This is a genomic window from Dactylosporangium sp. NPDC048998 (assembly GCF_043197855.1).
In the GTDB taxonomy this organism is placed as follows: Bacteria; Actinomycetota; Actinomycetes; order Mycobacteriales; family Micromonosporaceae; genus Dactylosporangium.
This window is the reverse complement of sequence record NZ_JBICTV010000010.1, coordinates 291,318-313,374: the sequence shown is the minus strand read 5'-3', so window position 1 is coordinate 313,374 and position 22,057 is coordinate 291,318. Positions and strand designations below refer to the sequence as shown.

Below are 22,057 nucleotides of genomic sequence, written 5' to 3'. Positions count from 1 at the left end.
GCGGCCGCGGCGCGATGGCGATCAGCGCCGGGGAGGCCGATCGCCGCGCGGCGAGCGGCGGGCCGCGGCGCGGCAGGCGTCGATGACGTCCGGGCGCAGCAGGTGGCCGAAGCCGGCCCGGTCCAGCCGCAGTACGAGCCCCGGCCGGTCGGTGCCGAGCGCCGCCGCCGTCGCGTCGAGGTCCCAGTCGTGCTCGGCCAGCCGCGACAGCAGGTGCCCGCGCCTGGTCTGGGCCGCCGAGAGCCGGAACGTCTTGAGGTACGTCACGTTGCCCGCCTCGTCGGTAATGGTCTCGCCGATGTGGTTGTCGGCGGCGGGGTCGAAGGGCGGCAGGAACCGGGCGAGGGTGAAGCGGCCCATGCGGTACACCGGACGGCTCCGCATCGAACGCACGGTGAACATGACGTCGTTGTGGAACGACGCCCACTCGCCGCGCACCCGGGCGAGCTCGCCCCGCAGGTCCTCGACCGAGTGCACGCGCGACGCGTCGAGGGGCTGGTCGAAGCCGGGCACGGCCGGGTAGAGCTGCGTGTAGTGGTACAGCAGCTCGCCGTAGTAGTCGTGCAGCAGCGTCGGGTGCAGGGCGCGGTAGTCGTCGGGATGCGGCACGACGAACACGCTCGCGAGGGCGTCGGCGAGGTACAGCGCCAGGCCGCACTGGCCCGGGTGGATCTCGAAGACCCGCAGCGCGTCGTCGAGGCCGCGCACGTCGGCGCCGCGGTAGGCCTCCTCGACGCGCGGCGACAGCCCGCGGGTGACCGCGTCGCGGGTCCACTCCTGCCAGGCGATCGGCGGTCCGTCGAACTGCAGGTCGAGGAAGCCCTCCAGGGCCAGGTGCAGCGGCAGGAACCGCAGCCGGCGGCGGTCCTCGCGGCGGGTCATGCGGCGGCGGAAGCGCAGCCCGGCGACGCGGGGCAGGCCGGGTTCGCCGGGTTCGCGCGGGTCGAGCAGCTGTGTGCCGTACGCCGCCGCGGGCGAGCCGTCGGCCGTCCACGTCGCGACGAACGCGTGCGGCACGTAGGCGACGTACGCCTCGCGCGGCGTGAGCTCCACAATGGACAGCTCGTCCTCGTCGTGCAGGCGCGCGTGCAGCCGCAGGTCCGCGATCGGCTCGTCGCGCAGCAGCGGCACGAGCCGGGCCGCGCCCCACGTCTGGGCGGGCCCGGCGCGCAGGCCGTGCAGCTCCTGGATCACCGCAGGAACCCTTCCACTCGTTCGTCCAGGTGGGCACGCAGCTCGGCGAAGGTGGCGGTGCCGGTGGCGAACCGGGCCAGCTCGACCAGCGCCGCCGCGTCCTCGGCGTCGCGCACGCCGACGCTCGGCACCAACGGCGAGAGCCGGCGCACGTCGAAGGCGTCGCCGTCGTACACCGGGTTGAGGTGCACGATCGACGTCCGGCCGTCGGGGTCGAGTCGCTGCCGCCACACCCGCAGCACCTCGGCGGCCTGGCCGGGCGGGGCGTTGTCCCACCCGTCGGAGACCACGACGAGCCGCTCCGGGCGCAGCGCGAGCCCGTCGAGCAGCCGCTCCCCGAGCGGCGTCGCGCTGAGCGGGTGCACCAGCAGCGGATCGCCCGCGTGGTTGAGCCAGATCGGGCGGTACCGCCCGGCGAGCGCCTCCAGCAGATAGTGCGTGGCGAGCGCGACGGCGAGCGGCCGGCGGCGCTTCACGGCCGAGCCCGACGACGAGTAGCTGTCGTCGAGCACCGCGACGACGTCGCCCCACGAGCCGGCCCGGCGCCCCGCGGCCCGGCGGGCGGCGGCGCGCAGCGCGGCGGTGAGCTCCTCGCGGCGGCGGGCCCGCTCGGGCCGGGGCAGCGACAGCGCGTACAGGGCCAAGCGGGTCAGCGGCTGGCGGTCCAGGGCGGCCTCGACGTGGCCGCGCCCGGCGCGCTGCAGCCGCAGCCGCTCCAGCTCGGTCAGCCGCGGCGCGATGGCGCGCAGGAACTCGGCGCGGTTCATGTCGCGTCGGCGGGTGGACGCGAGGCCCTCCGCGACGGTGTACGGCAGGTCGAACAGCGCGTCCTTCTCGTAGTGCGCGCGCCGCCATGACTCCAGGATCGGCGTGTCGTAGCGCTTCGGCCGCCGCCAGTCGAACAGCATCGTGCCGACCTCGGCGGGCAGCCGCAGGTGCGCGTGCCCGGCCGCGGCGGCGAGGCCGCGGCGGTACTTGACGGCGTCGAACGCGACGTCGGGCCGGGCCGCGACCCAGTCCCGCACGATCGCGCGGGTGCGCCGGTTGTTGATGCCCTCGGCCCGCAGGGCACGCAGCACGCGGTACACCCGCTGCGGCGCAAGCGCGGCGAGCCTGGCGGCGATGAGGCGCCCCTCCAGGCGTCGCTGCGGCAGCGGTACCGCCTGTGCCGTGCGCAGCAGGTTGAGCACGATGGTCGCCGCGTTGAGGTCGTTGATGTCCAGCGCGAGCGCCGCGGCGTAGATCTCGCGGTAGTTGGTCAGCACGTACTCGTGCAGGAAGGCCAGCGACAGGCGCTGCTCGGCCGCGTCGGCGTAGAACTCGCGCTGCCCGGTGGCGGTGACGGCGGCGTTGACGAACATGACGACGTCCTCGCACGCCGTCAGCTCGGACAGTTCCGTCAGCTCGGACAGTTCCGACAGCTCCACGGCCTCCCCCTCGGCGGATGCTGGGTGCCGGTCGGGGAATTCGACGTGCGAGCTGCGAAGCATCGCTTCAGAGGCGGGTTCCGGAAGTCGCGCGGACAGTCCCGCGACCGGCCGGGTCAGCGTAGCGCCGCCCGGCCGGTCGCCGCGCTCCGATTTCGGGCCCGCCGGCCTCAGCGGCTCGGGGCCGGGGAGACGACGATCGACGTGGCCGGAGGAAAGTCGGCGGTGGCCAGGGTCCGGCCGTCCCGGTCCCGGGCCACGGCGAAGGGACGGTCGATGCCGGTGGCCCACAGCACGCGCACCCGGGGGTACGCGGTCCACTCCGCCGATCCGTGGGAGGGGGCGGGCCGGTCGCCGTTCGCGCGCATCTCGACCCGCGCGGCGTCGCCGGCGTAGACGCCGACCACCACCCTGTCGCCACCGGCCAGCTCGAACCGGTTGTATCCCTGGAAGAACCCGTCGAGGTCCGGCGGCTGGCGCAGGTCCAGCAGCGTGCGCAGCTCGGTCACGGTGCCCTTGCGGTCGTCGCTGCCGGCGTGCAGCGTCGCCGAGCGCTGGTCGCCGTCGAACCAGAACACCAGCTCGCCGCCGTCGGCGAGGGTGAGGCCGGTGCGGATCCAGTCGCCGAGCAGGGTTGCGCCGAGGGTCACGCCGCGGCTGCGCTCGATCTGGCGGGTGCCGCCGGCGCCCCGGCCGTCGGCGTCGAAGGCGGTGAAGATCGCGTCGGTCGAACCGACGAGGGGCCTGTCGCGCCGGATGAAGAACACGCTCACGCCCGGCACGTCGGGGAGGTCGAGCGAGTCGACCTGGGTGTCGTCCCCGTCGACGGTGAGCCGGAAGTGCCTGCCGTTGCCGCCGTACAGGCCGAAATCGAGCGCCTTCCCGCCGGGGAGCTCGAGCTCGGTCACGACGCCGAACTCGCCGTCCTTCGGCACGCGACCGTCGAATTCCAGCAGCCGCATCTGGCGGGTCTGCTGGTTGTGCAGGCCGGCCATGACGCCGTTCATCGCGTCCTGGTACCAGACCTCGAGGTTCTCCTGCGGGCTGATCTGCCCCAGGGACAGGTTACGACCGGCCCCCGGGGGCAGCGACGGGTCCGGGTACCACGGGACGACGGTGCTCGGACGATAGGCGGCGGTCGGGGCGGGCGACGGCGTGCCGGGCCCGAGCGCGACGACGGTGCCGGCGGACACGAGCGGGACGAGCGCGGCGGCGCAGGCGACGGCGACGGTGCGCATCCGGCGCCGGTTCGCGGCGGCCCGCACGTCGGCGACGGTCAGCCGGGTGGTCAGGTCGGCGGTCTCCTCCGCCAGGGCCTGGCGGAGATCCTCGATGGTGTGCATCACGATGCTCCCTGCTGGGCAAGCGGGCTGAGTTCGGGGTCGACGCGCAGCTTGCGCAGCGCGCGGGCCGAGGCGCTCTTGACGGTGCCGAGCGCGACCCCGAGCTCGTCGGCGGTCTGCTGCTCGGTGAGGTCCAGGTAGTACCGGCACACGATCACGGCCCGTTCGCGCCGCGTGAGCTGCCGCAGCGCCCGGGCCACGCTGGTGCGGGCCACCGCGGCGTCGGCCGGGTCGGGCCCGGCCGCGATCCGCTCCGGCACCTGCGGCACGGGTCGCTCGCGGCGGCGCCGGCGCCGCCACCAGTCGCTGTGCAGGTTGACCAGAATCCGGCGGGCGTACGCGTACGCGTCCCCGCCGTCCAGCCGCGACCACGCCGTGTAGGTGCGCACGAGCGCGTGCTGGGTCAGCTCCTCGGCCTCGCCGGCGTCGCCGCTGAGCAGGTACGCGACCCGGTACAGCCGGCGCACCCCGCCGGTCATGAAGGCCGCGAACTGCGCGTCGCGCTCCCCGTCCGGCCGGTCGTCCACAGGTCTTCGCATCGTCGGTCGCTCTCCTCCCCGTCGGTCCCTTCCGCCCCCTCCCTACTGCGCAGGGCGGCGAAAGGTTCCGCGCGGGGGCGGGGAATCTATCGACGGGCGGAGCGCCACCCGCGGATGCCGAGGACGCCGACGGCGGTGCCGACGGTGAGGGACACGGCGATCAGCGCCGCGTGGATCCAGAAGAACCCGGTCGGCGCGCCGGAGGCGCTCCAGGCCCGGTCGTCACGCCAGATGGCGAGCAGGAATCTGGGCCAGATGACCCAGCTCCACACGCCCACCGCCACGAGAAAGACCGACCAGCGCCGCGACAACACCACAGATGAAGTATGCCGTCAGCGGTGGACGCCGGCCCCGGGAAGGCGTTGACAATCGGCGCCCACCGATGCTGTGCTGGGCAGCGCTCCGTTACATTCCTGTTTCATTTGTTACACCGAGTCTGAGGAGCGATGCGATGAAGCGAAGGGTGTTACCCCTCGTCGCGGCCGCCACCACGGCCGCGCTGGGCTGGACCGGGATCGCCGGGGCACCCGCCGCCCAGGCGAGCGCGGCGCCGTCGGCGCGGGTCTGGGTGACCACGATCGACCGGGCCGAGTTGCTGCACGAGCGGGCCGCCGTCCCGTTCGTGCGCGGGCAGGGCGGCCAGGTGACGATCGCCGTCGACCCGAGCCGGACGTACCAGAGCATGGACGGGTTCGGGGCCTCGATCACCGACTCCTCGGCGAGCGTGCTCTACCGGCTGGCGCCGCGGCAGCGCGCGGACGCGATGCGGGCGCTGTTCGACCCCGGACGGGGCGCGGGCGTGAGCTTCCTGCGCCAGCCGATCGGCTCGTCGGACTTCACCGCGGCGGCGCGGCACTACACGTTCGACGACATGCCGCCCGGGCAGACCGACTACACGCTGGCGCACTTCAGCATCGAGCACGACCGGGCGCAGGTGCTGCCGCTGCTGCGCGAGGCGAAGCGGCTCAACCCGCAGCTGAAGATCATGGCGACGCCGTGGAGCCCGCCCGCCTGGATGAAGACCAGCGACTCGCTCAGCAGCGGCGAGCTCAAGGACGACCCGCGGGTGTACGCCGCCTACGCCGCCTACCTCACCAGGTTTGTGCTCGCGTACACCGCCGCCGGCGTGCCGGTCGACTACCTCACGGTGCAGAACGAGCCGCAGAACCGCGACGCCGGCGGCGGGCCCGTCATGGGCCTGTCCACCGCGCAGGCGTCGAAGGTCATCGAGATCCTCGGGCCGCTGCTGCGGATCGTCAGCCCCCGAACGAAGATCCTGGGCTACGACCACAACTGGCAGACGCACCCCAACGACGTCAAGAACACCCCGCCCGGCCAGGACCCGGAGACCGACTACCCGTACCGGCTGCTGTCCGGCCCGGCCGCCCGCTGGGTCGCCGGCACCGCGTACCACTGCTACTACGGCGACCCGAGCGCGCAGACCGCCCTGCACGACGCGTTCCCGGACAAGGGCATCTGGTTCACCGAGTGCTCCGGCTCGCACGGCCCGGACGACACCCCGGCGCAGTACTTCACCGACACCCTCAAGTGGCACGCCCGCACCATCACCGTCGGCACCACCCGCAACTGGGCGAAGTCCGCGGTGACCTGGAACATCGCGCTGGACTCGACCGGCGGCCCGCACCTCGGCGGCTGCGGCACCTGCACCGGCCTGCTCACCGTCCAGCCCGACGGCACCTGGACCACCGACGCCGAGTACTACACGATCGGTCACCTGGCCAAGTTCGTGAAGCCCGGCGCGATCCGCATCGCCTCCTCCAGCTTCGGCACGCCCGGCTGGAACGGCGAGGTCACCGACGTCGCCTTCCGCAACCCGGACGGCTCCACGGTCCTGGTGGCCCACAACGAGAACGACGCGCCGCGGACCTTCACCGTCGCGGTCGGCGGCCACTCGTTCGACTACACCCTGCCCGGCGGCTCGCTCGCCACGTTCACCTGGCCCCGCAGCCAGGTGCTCGAGGACGGCCTGCGCCTGCTGCCGATCGCCGGCGCCACGGCGACGTCGTCGCCGGCCGGCCCGGACGCGGGCCTCGCCGTCGACGGGGACGCCTCGACCCGCTGGTCCAGCGGCACGGCGCAGGCGCCGGGGCAGTACCTGCAGGTGGACCTCGGCGCGCCCCGCTCGTTCCGCCGGGTCGCGATCGACAGCGGCGCCAGCATCGGCGACTACGCCCGCGGCTGGCAACTGTCCACCAGCGACGACGGCACCGCCTGGCGGACCGTCGCGCAGGGCGCCGGCACCGGCCAGCTGACCACCGTGGACCTCGCCTCGACCCGGGCGCGGTTCCTGCGGGTCACGTCGACCGCGTCCGCCGGCAACTGGTGGAGCATCGCCGACATCCGCCTCTACGCCTGATCCAGGTTGCGCCAGCAGAATGATCATCCTGGGATGAGGCCGAATTCGGTCCGTACCAACGGATTCGGCTGCATAGCCTGATGGTGCCCGCAGAAAAGCGGGAGAACGGTGTCCCGGCCGCGTGACCCGTTTCCCCCGACGGTGGCCCGCCGCACCTCCGCGCGGCGGGCCACCTTTCGCGGTACGCTGCCAAGGGTGGGACTGCCGAGCGCCGCGCAGATCAGGGACGCGACGTGCGTCGCCTGCCCGGCCCAGGCACTCGCGCTCGGCGCCTTCGACGTCGCCGAGCGGCCCGGCCTTGCTCGTACGGAGCACCCGTACGACTCCGGCCGCGGCTACCGGGTCAGCGCCGCCACCGGCACCCCGACGTGCGTGCACCCCTACCGGGTCGGCGTGCCACCGGCGGCGTACGCGTCGGCCGGGGCGCCGCTGCCGACCGGCGAGGCGCCGCCGCCCGCGCCCCGTGAGGCCGACCTCGAACTGCCGGACGACCCGACGCTGCTGGAGGCCTGGCTCGTCGCCGTCGTGCGTGAGGCACCGCCCGCGCGGCTCGGCGCGGCCCTGCGCCGGGCGGAAACGGCCGCCCTGCAACGGTTCGCCCCCGACCAGGTCGTCGAAGCCCTGCGCCGCGTCCTGTCCAACGAGCTGCGCTGACGGTGCGGCCCGGCCGGCGCGGCGGTCTTCCCGCGGGGCGCCGTCAGATCCCGGTGGTCAGGGTGCGCAGCCGCTCGGCCCAGCCATCGGCGTGAACGGCCCGGCCCGCGAAGCGCTCGCGCAGGATGCGCAGGGCGGGCAGGCGCTGGGCGGCCTTGCGGTAGCGCGACCCGGCCGAGGACGCGTCGGAGGAGATGCCCTCGACGCGGAAGCCCAGCAGGTCCAGCGCGCGGTTGAGCTGGGCGGCCTGATCGGTGTCGCGGCAGGTGAACACGTACGTGGCGTGGTCGGGGGCGTTGAGCACCTCGTACACCAGGTGCCCGCCCGGGGTGAGGCACAGCAGGAACGCCAGCACCGCGGGGGTCTCGGCGTCGGTGAGCGCGTCGTAGTCGGTGTAGGCCGGTGTCACGCGCTCGTGCGGGAAGACCGAGCGCGGCAGGTGCGGGCCGTCCGACTGCCCGCTCTGCAGGCCGCCCATCGTGCCCAGCATGCCGTAGGCGAGGGTCGGGCCGTAGGCGTCGAACGGGCCGTCGAAGCCGAAGCCCGGCGTCGGCCCGGCGGACATCATGCCGGCGGCGAACATACCGGGCAGGCCGGCGGCGAAGGAGCCCGCGCGGCCGTCGTGGTCGAGCACCGGCGGGCGGGCGGAGTCGCGCCACGGGCTCGCGCCGGAGCCCTCCCGCTGTACCGAAACGGTCTGTTTGAAGCCCAGCCACGTCGTGCCGAGCGTGAAGAGGTGGCGCGCGCCGGCGACGCGGCCGGGCAGGCAGGCGGCGTCCAGCAGGGCCGGGAAGACGGTCGGCTCGACCGCCTCCAGGTCGGTGCGGGCAGCGGCGAGGCCGTCGCGCAGCAGCGCCGCGACCGACCGCAGCGCGACCGGGCCGAGGCCCGGCAGGAGCGCGGCCAGGAAGTGGGCGGTGCGGCCCGACGCGGCGCCGACCCGGGTCCGCAGCAGTTCCGAGAATTCGCCGGTACGCCGGGCGAGGCGCCCGATCGCGACCGGCGGGCGCCCGGGGACGTCGAGGCCGAGGGTGTACCCCGAGGCGTCGGTCGTCACGCCCCGGATGAACGCGTACGGGATCTTCTCGGCGAGTCCGCCGGTCGGCACGATGACCAGGGCGTCGTCGTAGAGCCGTAGCTCCGCCGGGGCGCCGTCCGCCGCGCCCGGGAACGCCTCGGGGGTGCCGACGCCGTCGAGCAGCAGCACCTGCTCGGTGTCGGCGACGCGCGCCTCGGCCAGCTCGGCGAGCAGCTGGGTGCGCACGGCCCCGAGCCGGCTGAGCTCCAGCCGGGCGCCGTCGGCGAGGGCGAGCCCGACCGTGTACGGCTGAGGCTCGCCGATCTCGACGATGTCCGCGGGGGCGACGCGCAGGACCGCGCCCGACTCGGGGGTCACGACCAGTGCGCCGCCGGCCATCTCGGCGGTGCCGTCGCCCTCGTCGAGCAGGGCACCGCCGTCGGCGATGAGGCGGAACCGCACGTCAGGCCGTCGACGTGCCGCACTCGGCGCAGAACATCGCGCCGGGCGTGGCCGGCGTGCCGCAGTTGCCGCAGAACCGCTTCTGCGGCGCCGGGGCGGCCGCGAGCGGGGTGCCGCAGTGCTGGCAGAACTTGCCGCCGCCGGTCTCGTTCATGCACGAGGGGCACCGGCCCACGGCCTGGTCGCGGTAGTTGACGTCTCGCGTCCAGTCGACCTGCTGGATCTTGTCGTGCAGCTGGTTGACCTGGGCGGCCGCCTGCATGCCGGCGATCTCCTGGTCGAGCCGCGGCGCGCAGCTGGTGCACAGGCCGCGCTCGTGGTTCCAGCACACCTGCTGGCAGACCCACTGGCCGCAGCGGTGGCACTGGGTGAAGTACGACTGCATCTCCTCGGCGGCCTTGGCGAGGGCCTTGTCGCGGGTCGAGCCGCGCAGGCCGTCGCGCATCCACTCGGCGTCCCAGCCGATCTGGGCGGCCTTCGAGCCGACCTCGCCGCCGAGCAGGTCGCCGCCGATGCGCAGCAGGCGCCCGCCGAAGCCGGTGACCGAGTGCTGGAACGTCGAGGAGTACCCGTTTCCGCACCGCATACAGTTGAACTCGAACTGGTACCCCTCGCGCGTGGAGCGGTCCGAGTAGTTGTTGGTGAACGGCACCATGCCAGCCATCGGCAGCAGACCCCTCTTCGCAGCAACCGGCGTTCCACCTTTTTGTACCCGTTGCCCATCGGTCGCATGATCGGCGAGTCGGCCATACGACATCGTCTGATCGGCGCCTGACCAGAGCAGAGCCGGTGGAGCGCGGTCGGCGTGGGACGCGTCCGGCCTGATAAATCGGGCGACGTCGACGCCCGGCCCGCTCTAGCGTTGGCGCGGTGCCCCTGACGCCGCTCGCTGCCCTGGTCGACGTCCGTCCGCTGCGCGAGCACCCGCCCTTCCGGCGACTCTGGCTCGGCTCGACCGCGTCCGGGATCGGCGGCCAATTCGGCGCGTTCGCGGTCACCTACTACGTCTGGGACCGCACCCGCAGCCCGGCCATGGTCGGGCTCGTCGGGCTGGCCGTCGCCGCCCCGATCGTCGTGGTCGCCCTGGCCGGCAGCGCGTTCATCGACCAGGCCGACCGGCGCCGCCTTGCCCTGCTCACCACCGCCGGCCAGCTCGTCACCGGCCTGCTCATGGTGCTCGTCGCCGCCCTGCCCGGCAACGGCGTGTGGGCGATGCTCGGCCTGACCGCGGCCGCCTCGGCGCTCTCCGCGCTCGGCACGCCGGTGCTGCGCAGCCTCATCCCCGGCCTGCTCCCGCCGGCCCGCCTCGCCGCCGGCCTCGCACTCACCCACCTGTCGTTCCAGCTGGCCATGCTGGTCGGCCCAGCGCTGGCCGGCGTCGTGACCGCCGCGTCCGGTACGGCCTGGTGCCTGGCCATCGACGCGGTGACCTTCGTCGCCGCCCTGGCCGGCATCGCGGCCCTGCCCCGCACCGCCCCGGTCGCCGCCGCCGGCCCACGCGGCCTTGCCGCGATCGTCGACGGCATCCGCTTCACCGCCCGCAGCCCCGTCGTGCGCGGCGCCCTGCTCTCCGATCTGTGCGCCACCTTCCTGGCCATGCCGTGGGCCCTGTTCCCGCTGCTCAACGCCGAACGCTTCGGCGGCTCGCCGCAGGTGCTGGGCCTGTTCGGCAGCGCCATCGCCGTCGGCGGCGTGCTCGCCTCGGCCCTGTCCGGCCTCGCCACCCGCCCGGGCCGCCCCGGCCTGGTCCTGCTCGGCGGCGGCGTCGCGTGGGGCGCCGCGCTCGGCGTCGCCGGCCTGAGCACCCGCCTGCCGCTGACGCTGGCCGCGCTGGCCGTCGCCGGCGCGGCGGACACCTGGGCGGTGATCTCCCGCGGCACCGCCGTGCAGACCACCACCCCGGAGTCGCACCGCGGCCGGGTGGCGGCACTGGAGCACATCGCCGGCTCGGCCGGCCCGCAACTGGGCAACCTGCGCGCGGGCCTGGTCGCCGCCGCCACCTCGGGCGGCTTCGCGATGGTCACCGGCGCCGCGGCGAGCCTGCTGGGCGTCGGCCTGGTCGCCCTGCTCAGCCCGCGCCTGCGCGCCCTGCGCGTGTGACGGTCACCGTCCGCGCCCGGTCGCGCTGACCGTCGGCGAGCGGCCGGCGCTGCCGCGAAAGACGGCCGCGGTTGCGTTGTGTGCGGCCGTGGTGGGTCAGGCCGTGCTGGGTCAGGCCGTGGTGGGTCAGGCCGTGGTGGTGCGTCGGGCGGCCGTCTCGGCGCGGACCGGGCTCGCGCGGCTGCTGCGGATCAGGGCCTGCAGCGCCACGGCGGCGGTCGGGGACAGGTCGGTGCCGGCCAGGTCGTCGGCCAGGATGCCCGAGTCGTCCAGGTCGTAGCGGCCCGCCAGGATCGAGACCTCGACGTGTGGCGCCGCGCCCGTCACGTCGGGGATCGTGCCGTGCCAGTGCGGGTGCAGGCGATCCGTGAACTCCACCGCGGCCTCCTCCGCCAGGGCGCGGCGTGCGGTCTCCTCCACTCCGGCGCCGGGGTGGACCCGCGCGGTCGGCAGGGCCCACTGGCCGGGCTCGAACGGGGCCGTGGGGGAGCGGCGGCGCAGCAGGACCGCGCCGGCCGGGTCGACCAGCAGGGCCAGGGCCAGGCGCGGCGGGGGAGCGGCCGGGTCGGGGGATGGGAGGCGGCCCAGGCCGGTCAGGACGCGGTGGCGCAGCAGGGCGTGCTGGCCGCGGCAGCGGGCCGGTGGGCCGTCGGGGGGCGTGACCGGCTCGCCGCCCACGACCAGCTCGCCGGGGCGGAACTGGTCGCGGGTCAGGTCGAGCTCGGTGCCGTCGGGCAGACGGTTCCAGTAGTGGTGGCCCGCGGGCTCCCCGCCGGCGGTGACCCGGCCGTGGACCAGGTCGCCGCCCATGATTTCGCGCACGACGAGCGCGGTGGCGCCGCACTGGCCGCGGGACGGGTTGCCGGGATGCCAGTCGGCGAGGTCGGACGGGTCGCAGGTGTCGGGACCCCAGGAGCGCAGCAGGAGGGGGAGCAACATGGGCGCATCATGCCGCAGGGGTACGACAAAAACCGGCTCAGCCCTGGTCGTGCCAGTGGCGGAACAGCGCGAGCTTCTGCCGGGCCCGGGCATCGACGGCGGTGCCCAGGCCGTTGGTCTCGGTGAAGAACGCTATCGCGGCGGTGAGGTCGCCGCACTCCTCGATGAGGCGTTGGCGCAGGTCGGAGCGGTCGTAGTAGACGTCACGGCCGGAGACGCCGACGAGCTTGCCCAGGACCTGGATCAGCTCGCCGGCCTCCTCGGCCAGCTTCGCCAGGCCGGGCCAGACATCGGAGCCGATCTCGTAGGGGCCGGCCGGGCTGAACTGTTGATCTTCCACCCGCGCAAGGGTAATCAAACCTCGGACGGCATGAGGACCCACAGGATCGGGTACACCAGGATCTGGCTGCCGGGGATGAGCAGCAGCACGAGCACGAACAGCAGCCGCGCCGCCCACGGGTCGAGGCCGAAGCGCTGCCCCAGCCCGGCGCACACGCCGCCCAGGACCCGTCCGTGCACCGGCCGGACCAGGCCCTGCCGGCGCATCGAGCCGTGCACGGATTCCATTGTCGTTCTCCTTCGGTCGAGGGAAGTGGTTCCTCTCAAGCATCGGCAGAACGGGACCCCAGCCGCATCAGGGGACGGCCCTGGGCTACCCCTGAGACGGGGCTCTGGCCGCGAACCGCTCGACGATGCCGAGATTGAAGCGCTCGTGGCGCAGCGGCGAGAACCCGAGCTCCAGCGCCCACCGGTACGGCCGGCGCCGGAAGTGCTCGCCCTGCAGCGGCACCGTGACCGCGTCGGCCAGCGCCTGCAGGGCGAGCACCGGCAGTACCGTCGAGGCCACATGGTCGGCGAGCAGCAGCAGGCCGCCGGGGCGCACGACCCGGGCCAGCTCGGCGAACGCGGCCCGCCCGTCGGGGATCGCGCACAGCCCGAACGTGCACACCACCGTGTCGAACGACGCGTCGGGCAGGTCCAGGGCCTGGGCGTCGCCGAGGCGCAGGTCGGCGTCGAGGCCCAGTTCGGCGGCCCGGCGGCGGGCCACATCCAGCATGGCCGGGCTCCACTCCACGCCGGTGAGCCGCACGCCGGGCGGGTAGTGCGGCAGGTTGAGCCCGGTGCCCAGGGCGACCTCAAGCGTGTCCCCGGTGGCCTGCGAGGCCAGCCACGGGCGGGTGTCGCGGAAGTACCGCTGCTCGATGAGGCCCATCCGCCGGTCGTAGTCGGCCGCGTGGCTGTCCCAGAAGCGGCGCAGCCGCGACTGCCGCCGGTCCGGGGGCTGGTTGAGGCGCACCGAACCAGGATATCCAGGATATTCCGTCGGGCCCGCGGCCTTGACCCGCGCGAGGAGGGACGGCAACGCCCGCGCGGTCACTGCCGTCATATTTCTGTCACAAACTGGTCCCGGCGACGATTACGCTCCGGCGATCCCTCGGCTACCATGGGCGTCTTCCGGCGACGGGCGGGGCGGGCCGCCATTGTCGAGGGAGGTCCTGGTGGGTGAGGCTGCAACGCTGCGGCGCGCGGACCTGCGCCGCGTCTTCGACGCGCCGCCCGGGCGCCCGGAGGTCGTCGGGATCGAGGTCGAGGTCGGCCTGGTCTGCCGCGAGAACCGGCGCAACGCGTCGTATCCGCAGGCGCTGACGCTGCTGGACGGGCTGGTCCGCGGCCGCGGCGCGAGCCCCCTGCTCGACGGCGCCTACACCATCGGCGCCGCCATGCCCGGCGGCGGCACGTTCACGCTGGAGACCGGGGGAGCGCTGGAGTACTCCTCCGCGGCGTTCCCCACCGTCGCCGAGGCCGTCGCCGACGTGCGCGACAACCTGGTCGCGGCGGCCGGCATCGGCGTCGGGCACGGCCTCGCGCTGATCACCGGCGGGATCGTGCCGTTCGCGGCGGCCGACGGCATCGCGTGGAACCCGAAGCCGCGGGTGCGGGTGATGCGCGAGTACTTCCGCGAGCTCGGCCCCGACGGCGGCCACGCCGACGAGGTCATGGGCCTGATCCTGTCGGCGCAGACGTCGCTGGACTACGTCTCGCACGAGGACCTCATGGACAAGCTGCGGCTGCTGGTGCGGGCCGCGCCGGTCGTCGCCGCCCTGTTCGTCGACTCGCCGGTAGCGGGCGGCACGGAGACGGGCGCGCTGTCGCGGCGGATGCAGTACTGGCGCCGCTTCGACCCGCGCCGCTGCGGCGTGCTCGGCGTGGCGCTCGACGCCGGGGCGGGCGTCGACGAGCTCGTCGAGTGGGCGCTGCGCCTGCCGATGATCTACCGGCTGGTGGACGGCTCGCACGTGGCCGCGCCCGGCATCCCGTTCCGGCAGGCGATGCGGGACGGCTTCGGCGACGGCACCTACCCGACCGAGGCCGACTGGGAGCTGCACCTGAGCCAGGTCTGGCCGCACGTGCGGGTCCGCCGCACCCTGGAGACGCGCCTGTCCGACGCGCCGCCGTGGCCGTGGTTCGGCGCCGGCGCGGCGCTGTGGACCGGCCTGGCCTACGACCCGCGCGCCCGGGCGGCCGCCGGCGAGCTGCTGCGGGACCTGACCGCCGACGAGCTCGACCGGGCCGCGGTCGACGTGGCCGTCAAGGGGCTCAACGCCTCCGTCGGGCCGTATCTGGCCCAGGACCTGGCCCGGGAGCTGCTGCGGCTGGCGCGGCGCGGGCTGTCCGCCCGGGTCGCCGCCGGGCTGGAGCGGCCCGAGGCGCTGCCGCTGCTCGAGCCGCTCGAGGAGGTCTGCGAGACGATGCGCACGTTCGCCGACCGGACGCTGCAGGCCTGGCAGCGCGGGCCGGACGAGTTCCTGCGCGCCTTCAGCGTGCCCGGCGATCCAGGCTGAATCACCGGCCTGAATCACCAGGCTGAATCACCGGCCTGCGTCAGCTGCCCAGCACCCGCAGCGTCACCGCCGCCAGGCCGGCCAGGATCTCGGTGAAGTGGTTGGAGTGCAGCCCGGCCGAGCGGACCGCGACGTCGTGGGTGCGGCCGCCGGCGGTCAGCGCGCCGCCGTCGTGGTACGACTCGTAGGGCGCGTTGCGCACCTGCACGATCGCGAACGCGAACAGGTTCTCGTGCCGCTCCTGCGCGCCCGCGCGGGTGTGTTCCCAGCGGTACCGCTCCCGCATCGCGTCGAACGCGGTGCCCTCGCCGCCGTGCGCCTGCGGGTGTACCGACACGTAGGTGTCGTTGGCGAAGCGGACGGTCCAGCCGGAGGCCTGGTGCTCGGCCGCCTTTGCCGCGATCATCGCCTGGATCTGGCGGATCTGCTCCTCCGGCATGCCCTGGGCCCGCAGCCGGGCGATCCGGGCCGCGTTCTGCCCGGCGACGATCTCGCCGGGCTCCAGCCCGGGCGCGCCGACACCGCCGTCGCGCAGCCGCTTGCGGACGGCGTTGCCGATGAACCCGGTCGCCTCCGGGCCGAGCATGTCGAGGGGCCCGATCTCGGCGACCGGGTGGCGCAGGTACGCGCCGAGCAGGTCGGGCGGCACGGCGGCCAGCCCCAGCGGGTGCCCCACGGGCACCGGCGGCAGCGCCAACAGGTCGGGTGGCCCGCCGGGGTCGGCGGGCTGGTGCCGGAAGCGTCCGAACATGTGCCCATGATGGCGCCCCGCCCGGGCCGTGCACGTCGATTGACGTACGCCTGACAGGATGGGCCCATGGACGGCGACCCACTCCGCTCAGCCATCGAGCAGGCGCCCTACATCCTGATCGCCTGCGAGGGCGCCGACCTGCGCATCATCGGCCTCAACGGGGCGTCCCGGGTGCTGTACCCGGGCCGGGACCTGCTCGGGCTGCCGCTGCGCGAGGCGATGGCCGACCTGGCCGGGCAGCAGTGGATCGACCTGTACGAGCAGGTGTACCGCCGCCGCGTGCGCGCCGCCCGCGCCGCCACCGCCTGCGTCGCCGTGCTCGACCCGGCCTCCGGCGCCCTGGCGTACTGCACGGCCGGGCACCCACCGCCGCTGGTCGTCTCCGCCGCCGGCGCCGCCCGGTTCCTGCCCGCCTCGGGCGCCGCCCCGCTCGGCACCGGCGGCGACTTCCCCGTCGCCACCGCCGGGCTCGACCCCGGCGACGTGCTGCTGCTCTACAGCGACGGCATCATCGAGCGCCCCGGCCGCGGCGCCGCCGAGGCGGCCGAGGAGCTCGCCCGCGTCGCCGCCGACGCCGTCGCCGGCCGGGCCCTGCACGCCCCCGAGGCCTCCGCGGCCGAACGGGCCTGCACCCAGACCGTCGAGCTGCTGGTGCGGGCCACCGGCCACAGCGACGACATCACGCTGCTCGCCGCGCAGCTGGTCGCCGCGCCGGAGCCGCTGCACACCGAGGTGCGCGCCGACCTGACCCGCCTCGGCCTGCTGCGCAAGACGTTCGGCGGGTGGCTGGAGGCCGTCGGCGTCACCGACGAGGACGCGTTCGCGCTGCAGCACGCGGTCGGCGAGCTCGTCACCAACGCCGTGGAGCACGCCACCGGCGGCGAGCCGGTCGAGGTGCGGGCGCGGCTCACCGACGCCGGCGCCGCCGAGGTCGTCGTCGCCGGCCGGGGCCCCTGGCGGGAGCCGGAGCGGGTCTCCGAGCGCGGCCGCGGCCTGGCCCTGTCCACCCAGCTAGTCGACGAGCTCACGCTGGAACGCTCCGGCGACGGTACCGTGGCCACCCTGCGTCTCCGCGTCACCCGCCCCGCCGCGCTGCTGACCGGCGCGGCCCCCTGCCTGCCGCCGCGCCCGGCCGCCGAACTGTCCATCGTGGACACCGCCGGCGGCGCGGCCGTCCTCGTCGCCGGCCCCGTCGACGCCGGCAGCGCCGATCGGCTGCGGCACGAGCTGCTCTACCGCTCCCGGGGTGGCACCGTCGCCCTCACCGTCGACCTCGCCGGCGTGACCCACCTGGCCAGCGCCGGCGTCGCGGCCCTGCACGCGGTCGCCGCCCGCCACCGCGTGCACGGCACCGCGCTGACCCTGCTCGCCCCGCCCGGCAGCACCGCCCAGCACGTGCTGGCACTCGTCGCCGTGCCGTACGCATGATCACCCCCGCCCTGCGTCGCAACGTCACCGCCGTGTGGGCGGAGGCCGGCGAGCGCTGGCTCGACGCGCTGCCCGCCACCCTCGCGGCGATCGCCGCCGACTGGTCGCTCGCCGTCGGCGACCCCTTCGACCTTTCGTTCCACTACGTCACCGCCGTCACCCTCGCCGACGCCTCGCCCGCCGTCCTCAAGCTCGGCGTGCCGGGCGGCGGCTCGCTCGCCGAGGAGGCCCCCGCCCTGGCGGCCTTCGAGGGCCGCGGCGCGGTGCGGCTCCTGCGCGCCGACCTGGACCGCGGCGCGCTGCTCCTCGAGCGCGCCCTGCCCGGGCAGCGGGTCCGCGACCTGCCCGACGCCGAGGCCACGTCGGCCGCGGTCGCGGTGATGCGGCTGCTGCACGCCCCCGCCGGGGCCGTGCTGCCCGACGTGCTGACCCAGGTCAGGGCCTTCGACCGGCACCTGGCCCGGTTCCCCGACGGCGGCCCGCTGCCCCGCTCGCACGTGACGACGGCGGCGGGCCTGATGCGCGAGCTGTGCGCGTCGGCCCCGTCCCGCGTCCTGCTGCACGGCGACCTGCACCACGACAACGTCCTGCGGGCCACGCGGGCGCCGTGGCTGGCGATCGACCCGCACGGCCTGACGGGCGACCCGTCGTACGAGGCCGGCTCCTGGCTCTTCAACCCCGGCCCCGACAACCGTGATCCGGCCCTGACCGCGCTGGTTCCCGGGCGGCTCGAGCAGCTGGCCGACGAGCTCGGACACCCCCTCGACCGGCTCGTGGCGTGGGGGTTCGTCAAGGCGGTGCTGTCGGACGTGTGGACGGCCGAGAACTGGACCCCGGGCGCGACATGGTCCCCGGCGAGCCGCGCCCTGGACGTGGCTGATCTCCTTCGCCCCCGGCTGCCGTGACGTCGTTCCGGCGTGTCCGCGTGTCCGTTCAGGGAATCAGGACGTCTTGCCGCGGAGGCGGCCGGCCTCGGCTGGTCGCGCAGCGGGTCGGGTACGCCAGCGGGTTCGCCTTCGCTGCGGCGTTCAAGCGGCGGTCCGGCACCGCACCGGGGCGCTGCCGCCGCGACCGCGCACAGCGCCGATAGGCGCCGGTCCGTTACGCCACGACGGTGCGGGCCACGCGGCTGACGGGACTATCGCTGCCCTCATCATCGCCTGATGCCGTTCGGCTGTGTTCCAGGACTGCGACGCTGATCTCCCCCGCCACGCTTGACGCCAATACCCCCTGGGGGTTTATCGTGAGGTAGCTTGGTACCCCCAGGGGGTAAACGGAGAGAAGGGGAACTTCGGTGCTGACCACATACACGGTTTCCGGCATGACCTGCTCGCACTGCGTGAGCGCCGTGAGCGAGGAGCTGGGCCGTCTCGACGGCGTGACCGACATCAAGGTCGACCTGTCCACCGGCGCCGTCGCCGTGACCAGCGACCAGCCCCTCGACCCCGAGGCCGTGCGCGCCGCCGTCGACGAGGCCGGCTACACGGTCGCGGCCTGACCGCTCGTATTGCGGCAGGCCGCACCGTCACGGTCTGGCCGCACGCTTTCGCTACGGGCCGTTGCCGGGTGGCACCGTCCGTGGCGGCACGGCCACCGGCATCATGACGTCGAAGGAGGTTACACAGCGTGGCAGGAAGTGAGCGGGTCGTGCGGGCGCCGGTGGTCCTCGGCGCGTTCGTCGCCGGGCTGGCCACCGTCTTCGCCGCGGCGTTCGGGGTCGGACGTCTCGCGGGCCCGATCGACCCGCCGGTGAAATCGGCCCATTCGGACATGTCGAGCACGAACGGGAGTGGCCACGGAAGCGACCCGGCCGGTCAGGATTCCGGGGGACACGATGCGGCCGCCGGACATGACTCTGTCGGTAAGCCACCCGCGGGGCTGCAGGTGACCGAGGGCGGGTACCGGATCGTCCCCCTCGCGGACACCCTCCGTGACGGGGCCGAGTTCCGGTTCCGCATCGACGGTCCGGACGGGCGGCCCGTCACCGCGTACACGCCCACGCACAACAAGGAATTGCACCTCATCGTCGTCCGGCGCGACCTCAGCGGCTTCCAGCACGTCCACCCGCAGCGCGGCGCGGACGGGGTCTGGGCGGTGCCGCTGCGCGTGCCCGGGGCCGGGCAGTACCGGGTCTTCGCTGACTTCCAGCCCGCCGCGCGTGACGATGGTCTCACTCTCGGTGTCGACGTCGACGCGCCCGGCGACTACCGGCCGGTCACGCTGCCGGCGGCGCAGCGCAGCGTGACGGTCGACGGAGAGTACACGGTCACGCTCGAGGGCGATCTGCGCGCCGGCGCGGCGTCGGGCCTGGGGCTGCGGATCGCGCGGCACGGGGTGCCGGTGACGGATCTCGAGCCATACCTGGGCGCGTACGGGCACCTCGTCACGCTGCGCCAGGGCGACCTCGCGTATCTGCACGTTCACCCGGAGCCGGACGCGCAGGCCGGGCCGCTCGTGCGGTTCACCGCCGAGGTGCCCTCGGCCGGCACGTACCGGCTCTACCTGGACTTTCAGCACGGCGGGACGGTGCACACCGCCGAGTTCACCGCCGTGGCCACGTGAGGACGCGGGAGACCATGACCCAGCAGGCGAATCGGATCGAGCTGTCCATCGGCGGCATGACCTGCGCGTCGTGCGCGATGCGCATCGAGAAGAAGCTCAACCGGATGGACGGCGTCACTGCCTCCGTCAACTACGCCACCGAGACGGCCGACGTGCTCTACCCGGCCACGATCACGCCGGGTGACCTCGTCGCCACGGTGGAGCGGACCGGATACACGGCGAGCCTCCCGCCCGAACCGACCGAGCCTGAGCCGGCGCCGGACGCGCACCGCGACGAGCTCGATGCGCTGCGCACCAGGCTGCTGGTGACGGCCGTGCTGTCCGTGCCCGTCGTCGTGCTGGCGATGGTGCCCGCGTGGCAGTTCGAGTACTGGCAGTGGGCCTCGCTCACGCTCGCCGCGCCGGTCGTCGTCTACGGTGGGTGGCCGTTCCACCGCGCCGCGTGGATCAACCTGCGGCACGCCGCGGCCACCATGGACACGCTGGTGTCCGTGGGGACCCTCGCCGCGTTCGGCTGGTCGCTGTGGGCCCTCTTCTTCGGTACCGCGGGCGAGCCCGGCATGACCCACCCGTTCACGTTCACCATCGAGCGCACCGACGGTAGCGGCGACATCTACCTTGAGGCGGCGGCGGGCGTCACGCTGTTCCTGCTCGCCGGACGCTACTTCGAGGCCCGCGCCAAGCGCCGCGCCGGCTCCGCGCTGCGCATGGTGCTCGAGCTTGGCGCCAAGGACGTCGCCGTGCTGCGCGACGGCGTCGAACGGCGGGTGCCGGTCGCGCAACTCAGCGTGGGCGACCGGTTCGTCGTACGGCCCGGGGAGAAGATCGCCACGGACGGTGTCGTCGAGGAGGGCAGCTCCGCCGTCGACGCGAGCCTGCTCACCGGCGAGTCGGTGCCGGTCGAGGTCGGCCCCGGCGCCGCGGTCACCGGCGCGACCGTCAACGCCGGCGGGCGGCTGGTCGTGCGGGCCACCCGGGTCGGCTCGGACACCCAACTGGCGCGCATGGCCGAGCTCGTACGGCAGGCGCAGAGCGGCAAGGCCGCGGTACAGCGCCTCGCCGACCGGATCTCGGGCGTGTTCGTGCCGATCGTGATCGCGCTCGCCGTGGCCACGCTCGGCTATCGGCTCGGCGCGGACGGTGGTACGACGGCGGCCTTCACCGCGGCGGTCGCCGTGCTCATCATCGCGTGCCCGTGCGCGCTCGGGCTGGCCACGCCGACCGCGCTGCTCGTCGGCACGGGCCGCGGCGCCCAGCTCGGCGTGCTCATCAAGGGCCCCGAGGTGCTCGAGTCGACCCGTCGCGTCGACACGATCGTGCTCGACAAGACCGGCACCGTCACGACCGGACGGCTCACACTGCTCGACGTCGCGGTCCGTGACGGTCAGGACACCGACGAGCTGCTGCGGCTGGCCGGCGCGGTCGAGCACGCCTCCGAGCACCCCGTCGCGCAGGCGGTCGCCCGGGCCGCCGAGGAGCGGTTCGGCGCGCTGCCGCCGGTCACCGGGTTCGTCAACACGCCCGGCCTCGGCGTACGCGGCGTGGTCGACGGCCGCACCGTCATCGTGGGCCGCGCGCAGCTACTGCAAGACAACAGCATCGACACGGACAGTGACGACGGCGGGATCCTCGTCGGCTGGGACGGCGCCGTGCGCGGCGCGCTCACGGTCGCCGACGCCGTGAAGCCGACCAGCGCCCGAGCGGTGCGGCTGCTGCGCGACCTCGGCCTGACCCCGATCCTGCTCACCGGCGACGGCCCGGGCGTGGCCCGCGAGGTCGCCGCCGAGGTCGGCATCGACGAGGTCATCGCCGGGGTACTGCCCGAGGGCAAGGTCGAGGCGATTCGGCGCCTGCAAGCGCAGGGGCGCGTGGTCGCGATGGTCGGCGACGGCGTCAACGACGCCGCGGCACTGGCACAGGCCGATCTCGGGCTGGCCATGGGCACGGGCACCGACGCCGCGATCGAGGCGGCCGACCTAACCCTGGTACGACCGGATCTGCTCGCCGCCGCGGACGCCATCCGGCTGGCGCGGGGCACCCTCGGTACCATTCGGGGAAATTTGTTCTGGGCTTTCGCCTACAACGTCGTCGGGCTTCCGGTGGCGGCGGCCGGGCTGCTCAACCCGATGCTCGCGGGCGCGGCGATGGCATTGTCGTCCGTCTTCGTCGTGGCCAACAGCCTGCGGTTGCGCGCGTTCCGTCCCGTGGCACTCTGACCGTGCCGCGCTAATCTGGGGTCGTGGCCACCGGTGAAGATCGGGCCCACGCCGGTCCAGGGTCTGTTGCGGACCGGAGCTGAGGACCGGGACCGCCGACACCGCCGGCCACTCGGCTGGTCAACGGCAAGAGAGATTCATCGTTCACGCCGACCGCCAGTTGCGACAGGACCGAACAGTCCTTGAGTCTCGAGGGGTTCGCGG

The 22,057-nt window shown here is 74.4% G+C and carries 21 protein-coding genes; 9 read left to right on the top strand and 12 right to left on the bottom strand.

Annotated features, from left to right (window positions below):
* Positions 1-21: 21 nt before the first annotated feature.
* The 5 genes from ACGFI8_RS24715 to ACGFI8_RS24695 form a co-directional block, all read right to left on the bottom strand.
* Entirely contained in the window at positions 22-1,194 is a 1,173-nt protein-coding gene (locus tag ACGFI8_RS24715; protein WP_392808283.1) for a hypothetical protein, read from the bottom strand.
* Entirely contained in the window at positions 1,191-2,621 is a 1,431-nt protein-coding gene (locus tag ACGFI8_RS24710; protein ID WP_392808282.1) for a hypothetical protein, read from the bottom strand. The genes ACGFI8_RS24715 and ACGFI8_RS24710 overlap by 4 nt, the downstream gene beginning before the upstream one ends.
* A gap of 170 nt (positions 2,622-2,791) precedes the next feature.
* On the bottom strand, positions 2,792-3,964 hold the full coding sequence (locus ACGFI8_RS24705) for a hypothetical protein (protein ID WP_392808280.1): 1,173 nt from the start codon (positions 3,962-3,964) through the stop codon (positions 2,792-2,794).
* Positions 3,964-4,503 (bottom strand): SigE family RNA polymerase sigma factor, encoded by a 540-nt coding sequence (locus tag ACGFI8_RS24700; RefSeq protein ID WP_392808277.1) that lies wholly within the window; start codon positions 4,501-4,503, stop codon positions 3,964-3,966. The genes ACGFI8_RS24705 and ACGFI8_RS24700 overlap by 1 nt, the downstream gene beginning before the upstream one ends.
* Positions 4,504-4,589: 86 nt before the next feature.
* Entirely contained in the window at positions 4,590-4,820 is a 231-nt protein-coding gene (locus ACGFI8_RS24695) for an SCO4848 family membrane protein (protein WP_392808275.1), read from the bottom strand.
* A 134-nt stretch (positions 4,821-4,954) separates the two neighbouring features.
* Between ACGFI8_RS24695 and ACGFI8_RS24690 the strand changes: the two genes are divergently transcribed.
* Positions 4,955-6,880: a discoidin domain-containing protein gene (locus ACGFI8_RS24690; protein WP_392808274.1), complete on the top strand. Its 1,926-nt coding sequence runs from the start codon at positions 4,955-4,957 to the stop codon at positions 6,878-6,880.
* 195 nt (positions 6,881-7,075) lie between these two features.
* Positions 7,076-7,534 (top strand): hypothetical protein, encoded by a 459-nt coding sequence (locus tag ACGFI8_RS24685; protein ID WP_392808272.1) that lies wholly within the window; start codon positions 7,076-7,078, stop codon positions 7,532-7,534.
* Between the two features lie 43 nt (positions 7,535-7,577).
* On the opposite strand, the gene ACGFI8_RS24680 is transcribed toward ACGFI8_RS24685, so the two are convergent.
* Both ACGFI8_RS24680 and ACGFI8_RS24675 read right to left on the bottom strand, forming a co-directional pair.
* Complete coding sequence (locus ACGFI8_RS24680) at positions 7,578-9,014, bottom strand: hypothetical protein (protein WP_392808270.1); 1,437 nt, start codon at positions 9,012-9,014, stop codon at positions 7,578-7,580.
* A gap of 1 nt (position 9,015) precedes the next feature.
* On the bottom strand, positions 9,016-9,678 hold the full coding sequence (locus tag ACGFI8_RS24675) for a zinc ribbon domain-containing protein (RefSeq protein WP_392808269.1): 663 nt from the start codon (positions 9,676-9,678) through the stop codon (positions 9,016-9,018).
* A gap of 206 nt (positions 9,679-9,884) precedes the next feature.
* Between ACGFI8_RS24675 and ACGFI8_RS24670 the strand changes: the two genes are divergently transcribed.
* Complete coding sequence (locus ACGFI8_RS24670; protein ID WP_392808268.1) at positions 9,885-11,114, top strand: MFS transporter; 1,230 nt, start codon at positions 9,885-9,887, stop codon at positions 11,112-11,114.
* A 126-nt stretch (positions 11,115-11,240) separates the two neighbouring features.
* Here ACGFI8_RS24670 and ACGFI8_RS24665 read toward each other — a convergent pair whose 3' ends face one another.
* From ACGFI8_RS24665 to ACGFI8_RS24650, 4 genes are all read right to left on the bottom strand, one after another.
* Positions 11,241-12,053, bottom strand: a complete 813-nt coding sequence (locus tag ACGFI8_RS24665; RefSeq protein ID WP_392808266.1) for an NUDIX domain-containing protein — start codon at positions 12,051-12,053, stop codon at positions 11,241-11,243.
* A gap of 37 nt (positions 12,054-12,090) precedes the next feature.
* Positions 12,091-12,393, bottom strand: a complete 303-nt coding sequence (locus ACGFI8_RS24660; RefSeq protein ID WP_392808264.1) for a hypothetical protein — start codon at positions 12,391-12,393, stop codon at positions 12,091-12,093.
* 14 nt (positions 12,394-12,407) lie between these two features.
* The gene (locus ACGFI8_RS24655; RefSeq protein WP_392808262.1) at positions 12,408-12,620 is read right to left on the bottom strand and encodes a PspC domain-containing protein; all 213 of its coding nucleotides are present in this window, start codon (positions 12,618-12,620) and stop codon (positions 12,408-12,410) included.
* A gap of 85 nt (positions 12,621-12,705) precedes the next feature.
* Complete coding sequence (locus ACGFI8_RS24650; protein WP_392808261.1) at positions 12,706-13,350, bottom strand: class I SAM-dependent methyltransferase; 645 nt, start codon at positions 13,348-13,350, stop codon at positions 12,706-12,708.
* A gap of 202 nt (positions 13,351-13,552) precedes the next feature.
* Between ACGFI8_RS24650 and ACGFI8_RS24645 the strand changes: the two genes are divergently transcribed.
* A complete protein-coding gene (locus tag ACGFI8_RS24645; protein WP_392808259.1) occupies positions 13,553-14,896 on the top strand; it encodes a glutamate-cysteine ligase family protein in 1,344 nt (447 codons plus the stop codon).
* A gap of 40 nt (positions 14,897-14,936) precedes the next feature.
* On the opposite strand, the gene ACGFI8_RS24640 is transcribed toward ACGFI8_RS24645, so the two are convergent.
* Entirely contained in the window at positions 14,937-15,647 is a 711-nt protein-coding gene (locus tag ACGFI8_RS24640; RefSeq protein ID WP_392808257.1) for a hypothetical protein, read from the bottom strand.
* A gap of 66 nt (positions 15,648-15,713) precedes the next feature.
* On the opposite strand from ACGFI8_RS24640, the gene ACGFI8_RS24635 reads away from it, so the two are divergent.
* The 5 genes from ACGFI8_RS24635 to ACGFI8_RS24615 all read left to right on the top strand — a co-directional run bounded on the left by ACGFI8_RS24635 (position 15,714) and on the right by ACGFI8_RS24615 (position 21,853).
* On the top strand, positions 15,714-17,075 hold the full coding sequence (locus ACGFI8_RS24635) for a SpoIIE family protein phosphatase (protein WP_392808256.1): 1,362 nt from the start codon (positions 15,714-15,716) through the stop codon (positions 17,073-17,075).
* A complete protein-coding gene (locus ACGFI8_RS24630) occupies positions 17,072-17,980 on the top strand; it encodes an aminoglycoside phosphotransferase family protein (RefSeq protein WP_392808254.1) in 909 nt (302 codons plus the stop codon). The genes ACGFI8_RS24635 and ACGFI8_RS24630 overlap by 4 nt, the downstream gene beginning before the upstream one ends.
* A gap of 389 nt (positions 17,981-18,369) precedes the next feature.
* Positions 18,370-18,573 carry a heavy-metal-associated domain-containing protein gene (locus ACGFI8_RS24625; RefSeq protein WP_392808252.1) on the top strand — a complete coding sequence of 68 codons (204 nt, stop codon included), beginning with the start codon at positions 18,370-18,372 and terminating at the stop codon, positions 18,571-18,573.
* 128 nt (positions 18,574-18,701) lie between these two features.
* On the top strand, positions 18,702-19,637 hold the full coding sequence (locus ACGFI8_RS24620; protein WP_392808251.1) for a hypothetical protein: 936 nt from the start codon (positions 18,702-18,704) through the stop codon (positions 19,635-19,637).
* A 14-nt stretch (positions 19,638-19,651) separates the two neighbouring features.
* Positions 19,652-21,853 (top strand): heavy metal translocating P-type ATPase, encoded by a 2,202-nt coding sequence (locus ACGFI8_RS24615; protein WP_392808250.1) that lies wholly within the window; start codon positions 19,652-19,654, stop codon positions 21,851-21,853.
* Positions 21,854-22,057 lie beyond the last annotated feature (204 nt).

Coding starts and splice junctions, on each gene's coding strand:
- ACGFI8_RS24655 (WP_392808262.1), bottom strand. CDS start 12,620: ATGGAATCCGTGCACGGCTCGATGCGCCGGCAGGGCCTGGTCCGGCCG.
- ACGFI8_RS24690 (WP_392808274.1), top strand. CDS start 4,955: ATGAAGCGAAGGGTGTTACCCCTCGTCGCGGCCGCCACCACGGCCGCG.
- ACGFI8_RS24615 (WP_392808250.1), top strand. CDS start 19,652: ATGACCCAGCAGGCGAATCGGATCGAGCTGTCCATCGGCGGCATGACC.
- ACGFI8_RS24700 (WP_392808277.1), bottom strand. CDS start 4,503: ATGCGAAGACCTGTGGACGACCGGCCGGACGGGGAGCGCGACGCGCAG.
- ACGFI8_RS24630 (WP_392808254.1), top strand. CDS start 17,072: ATGATCACCCCCGCCCTGCGTCGCAACGTCACCGCCGTGTGGGCGGAG.
- ACGFI8_RS24635 (WP_392808256.1), top strand. CDS start 15,714: ATGGACGGCGACCCACTCCGCTCAGCCATCGAGCAGGCGCCCTACATC.
- ACGFI8_RS24675 (WP_392808269.1), bottom strand. CDS start 9,678: ATGGCTGGCATGGTGCCGTTCACCAACAACTACTCGGACCGCTCCACG.
- ACGFI8_RS24640 (WP_392808257.1), bottom strand. CDS start 15,647: ATGTTCGGACGCTTCCGGCACCAGCCCGCCGACCCCGGCGGGCCACCC.
- ACGFI8_RS24705 (WP_392808280.1), bottom strand. CDS start 3,964: ATGCACACCATCGAGGATCTCCGCCAGGCCCTGGCGGAGGAGACCGCC.
- ACGFI8_RS24665 (WP_392808266.1), bottom strand. CDS start 12,053: ATGTTGCTCCCCCTCCTGCTGCGCTCCTGGGGTCCCGACACCTGCGAC.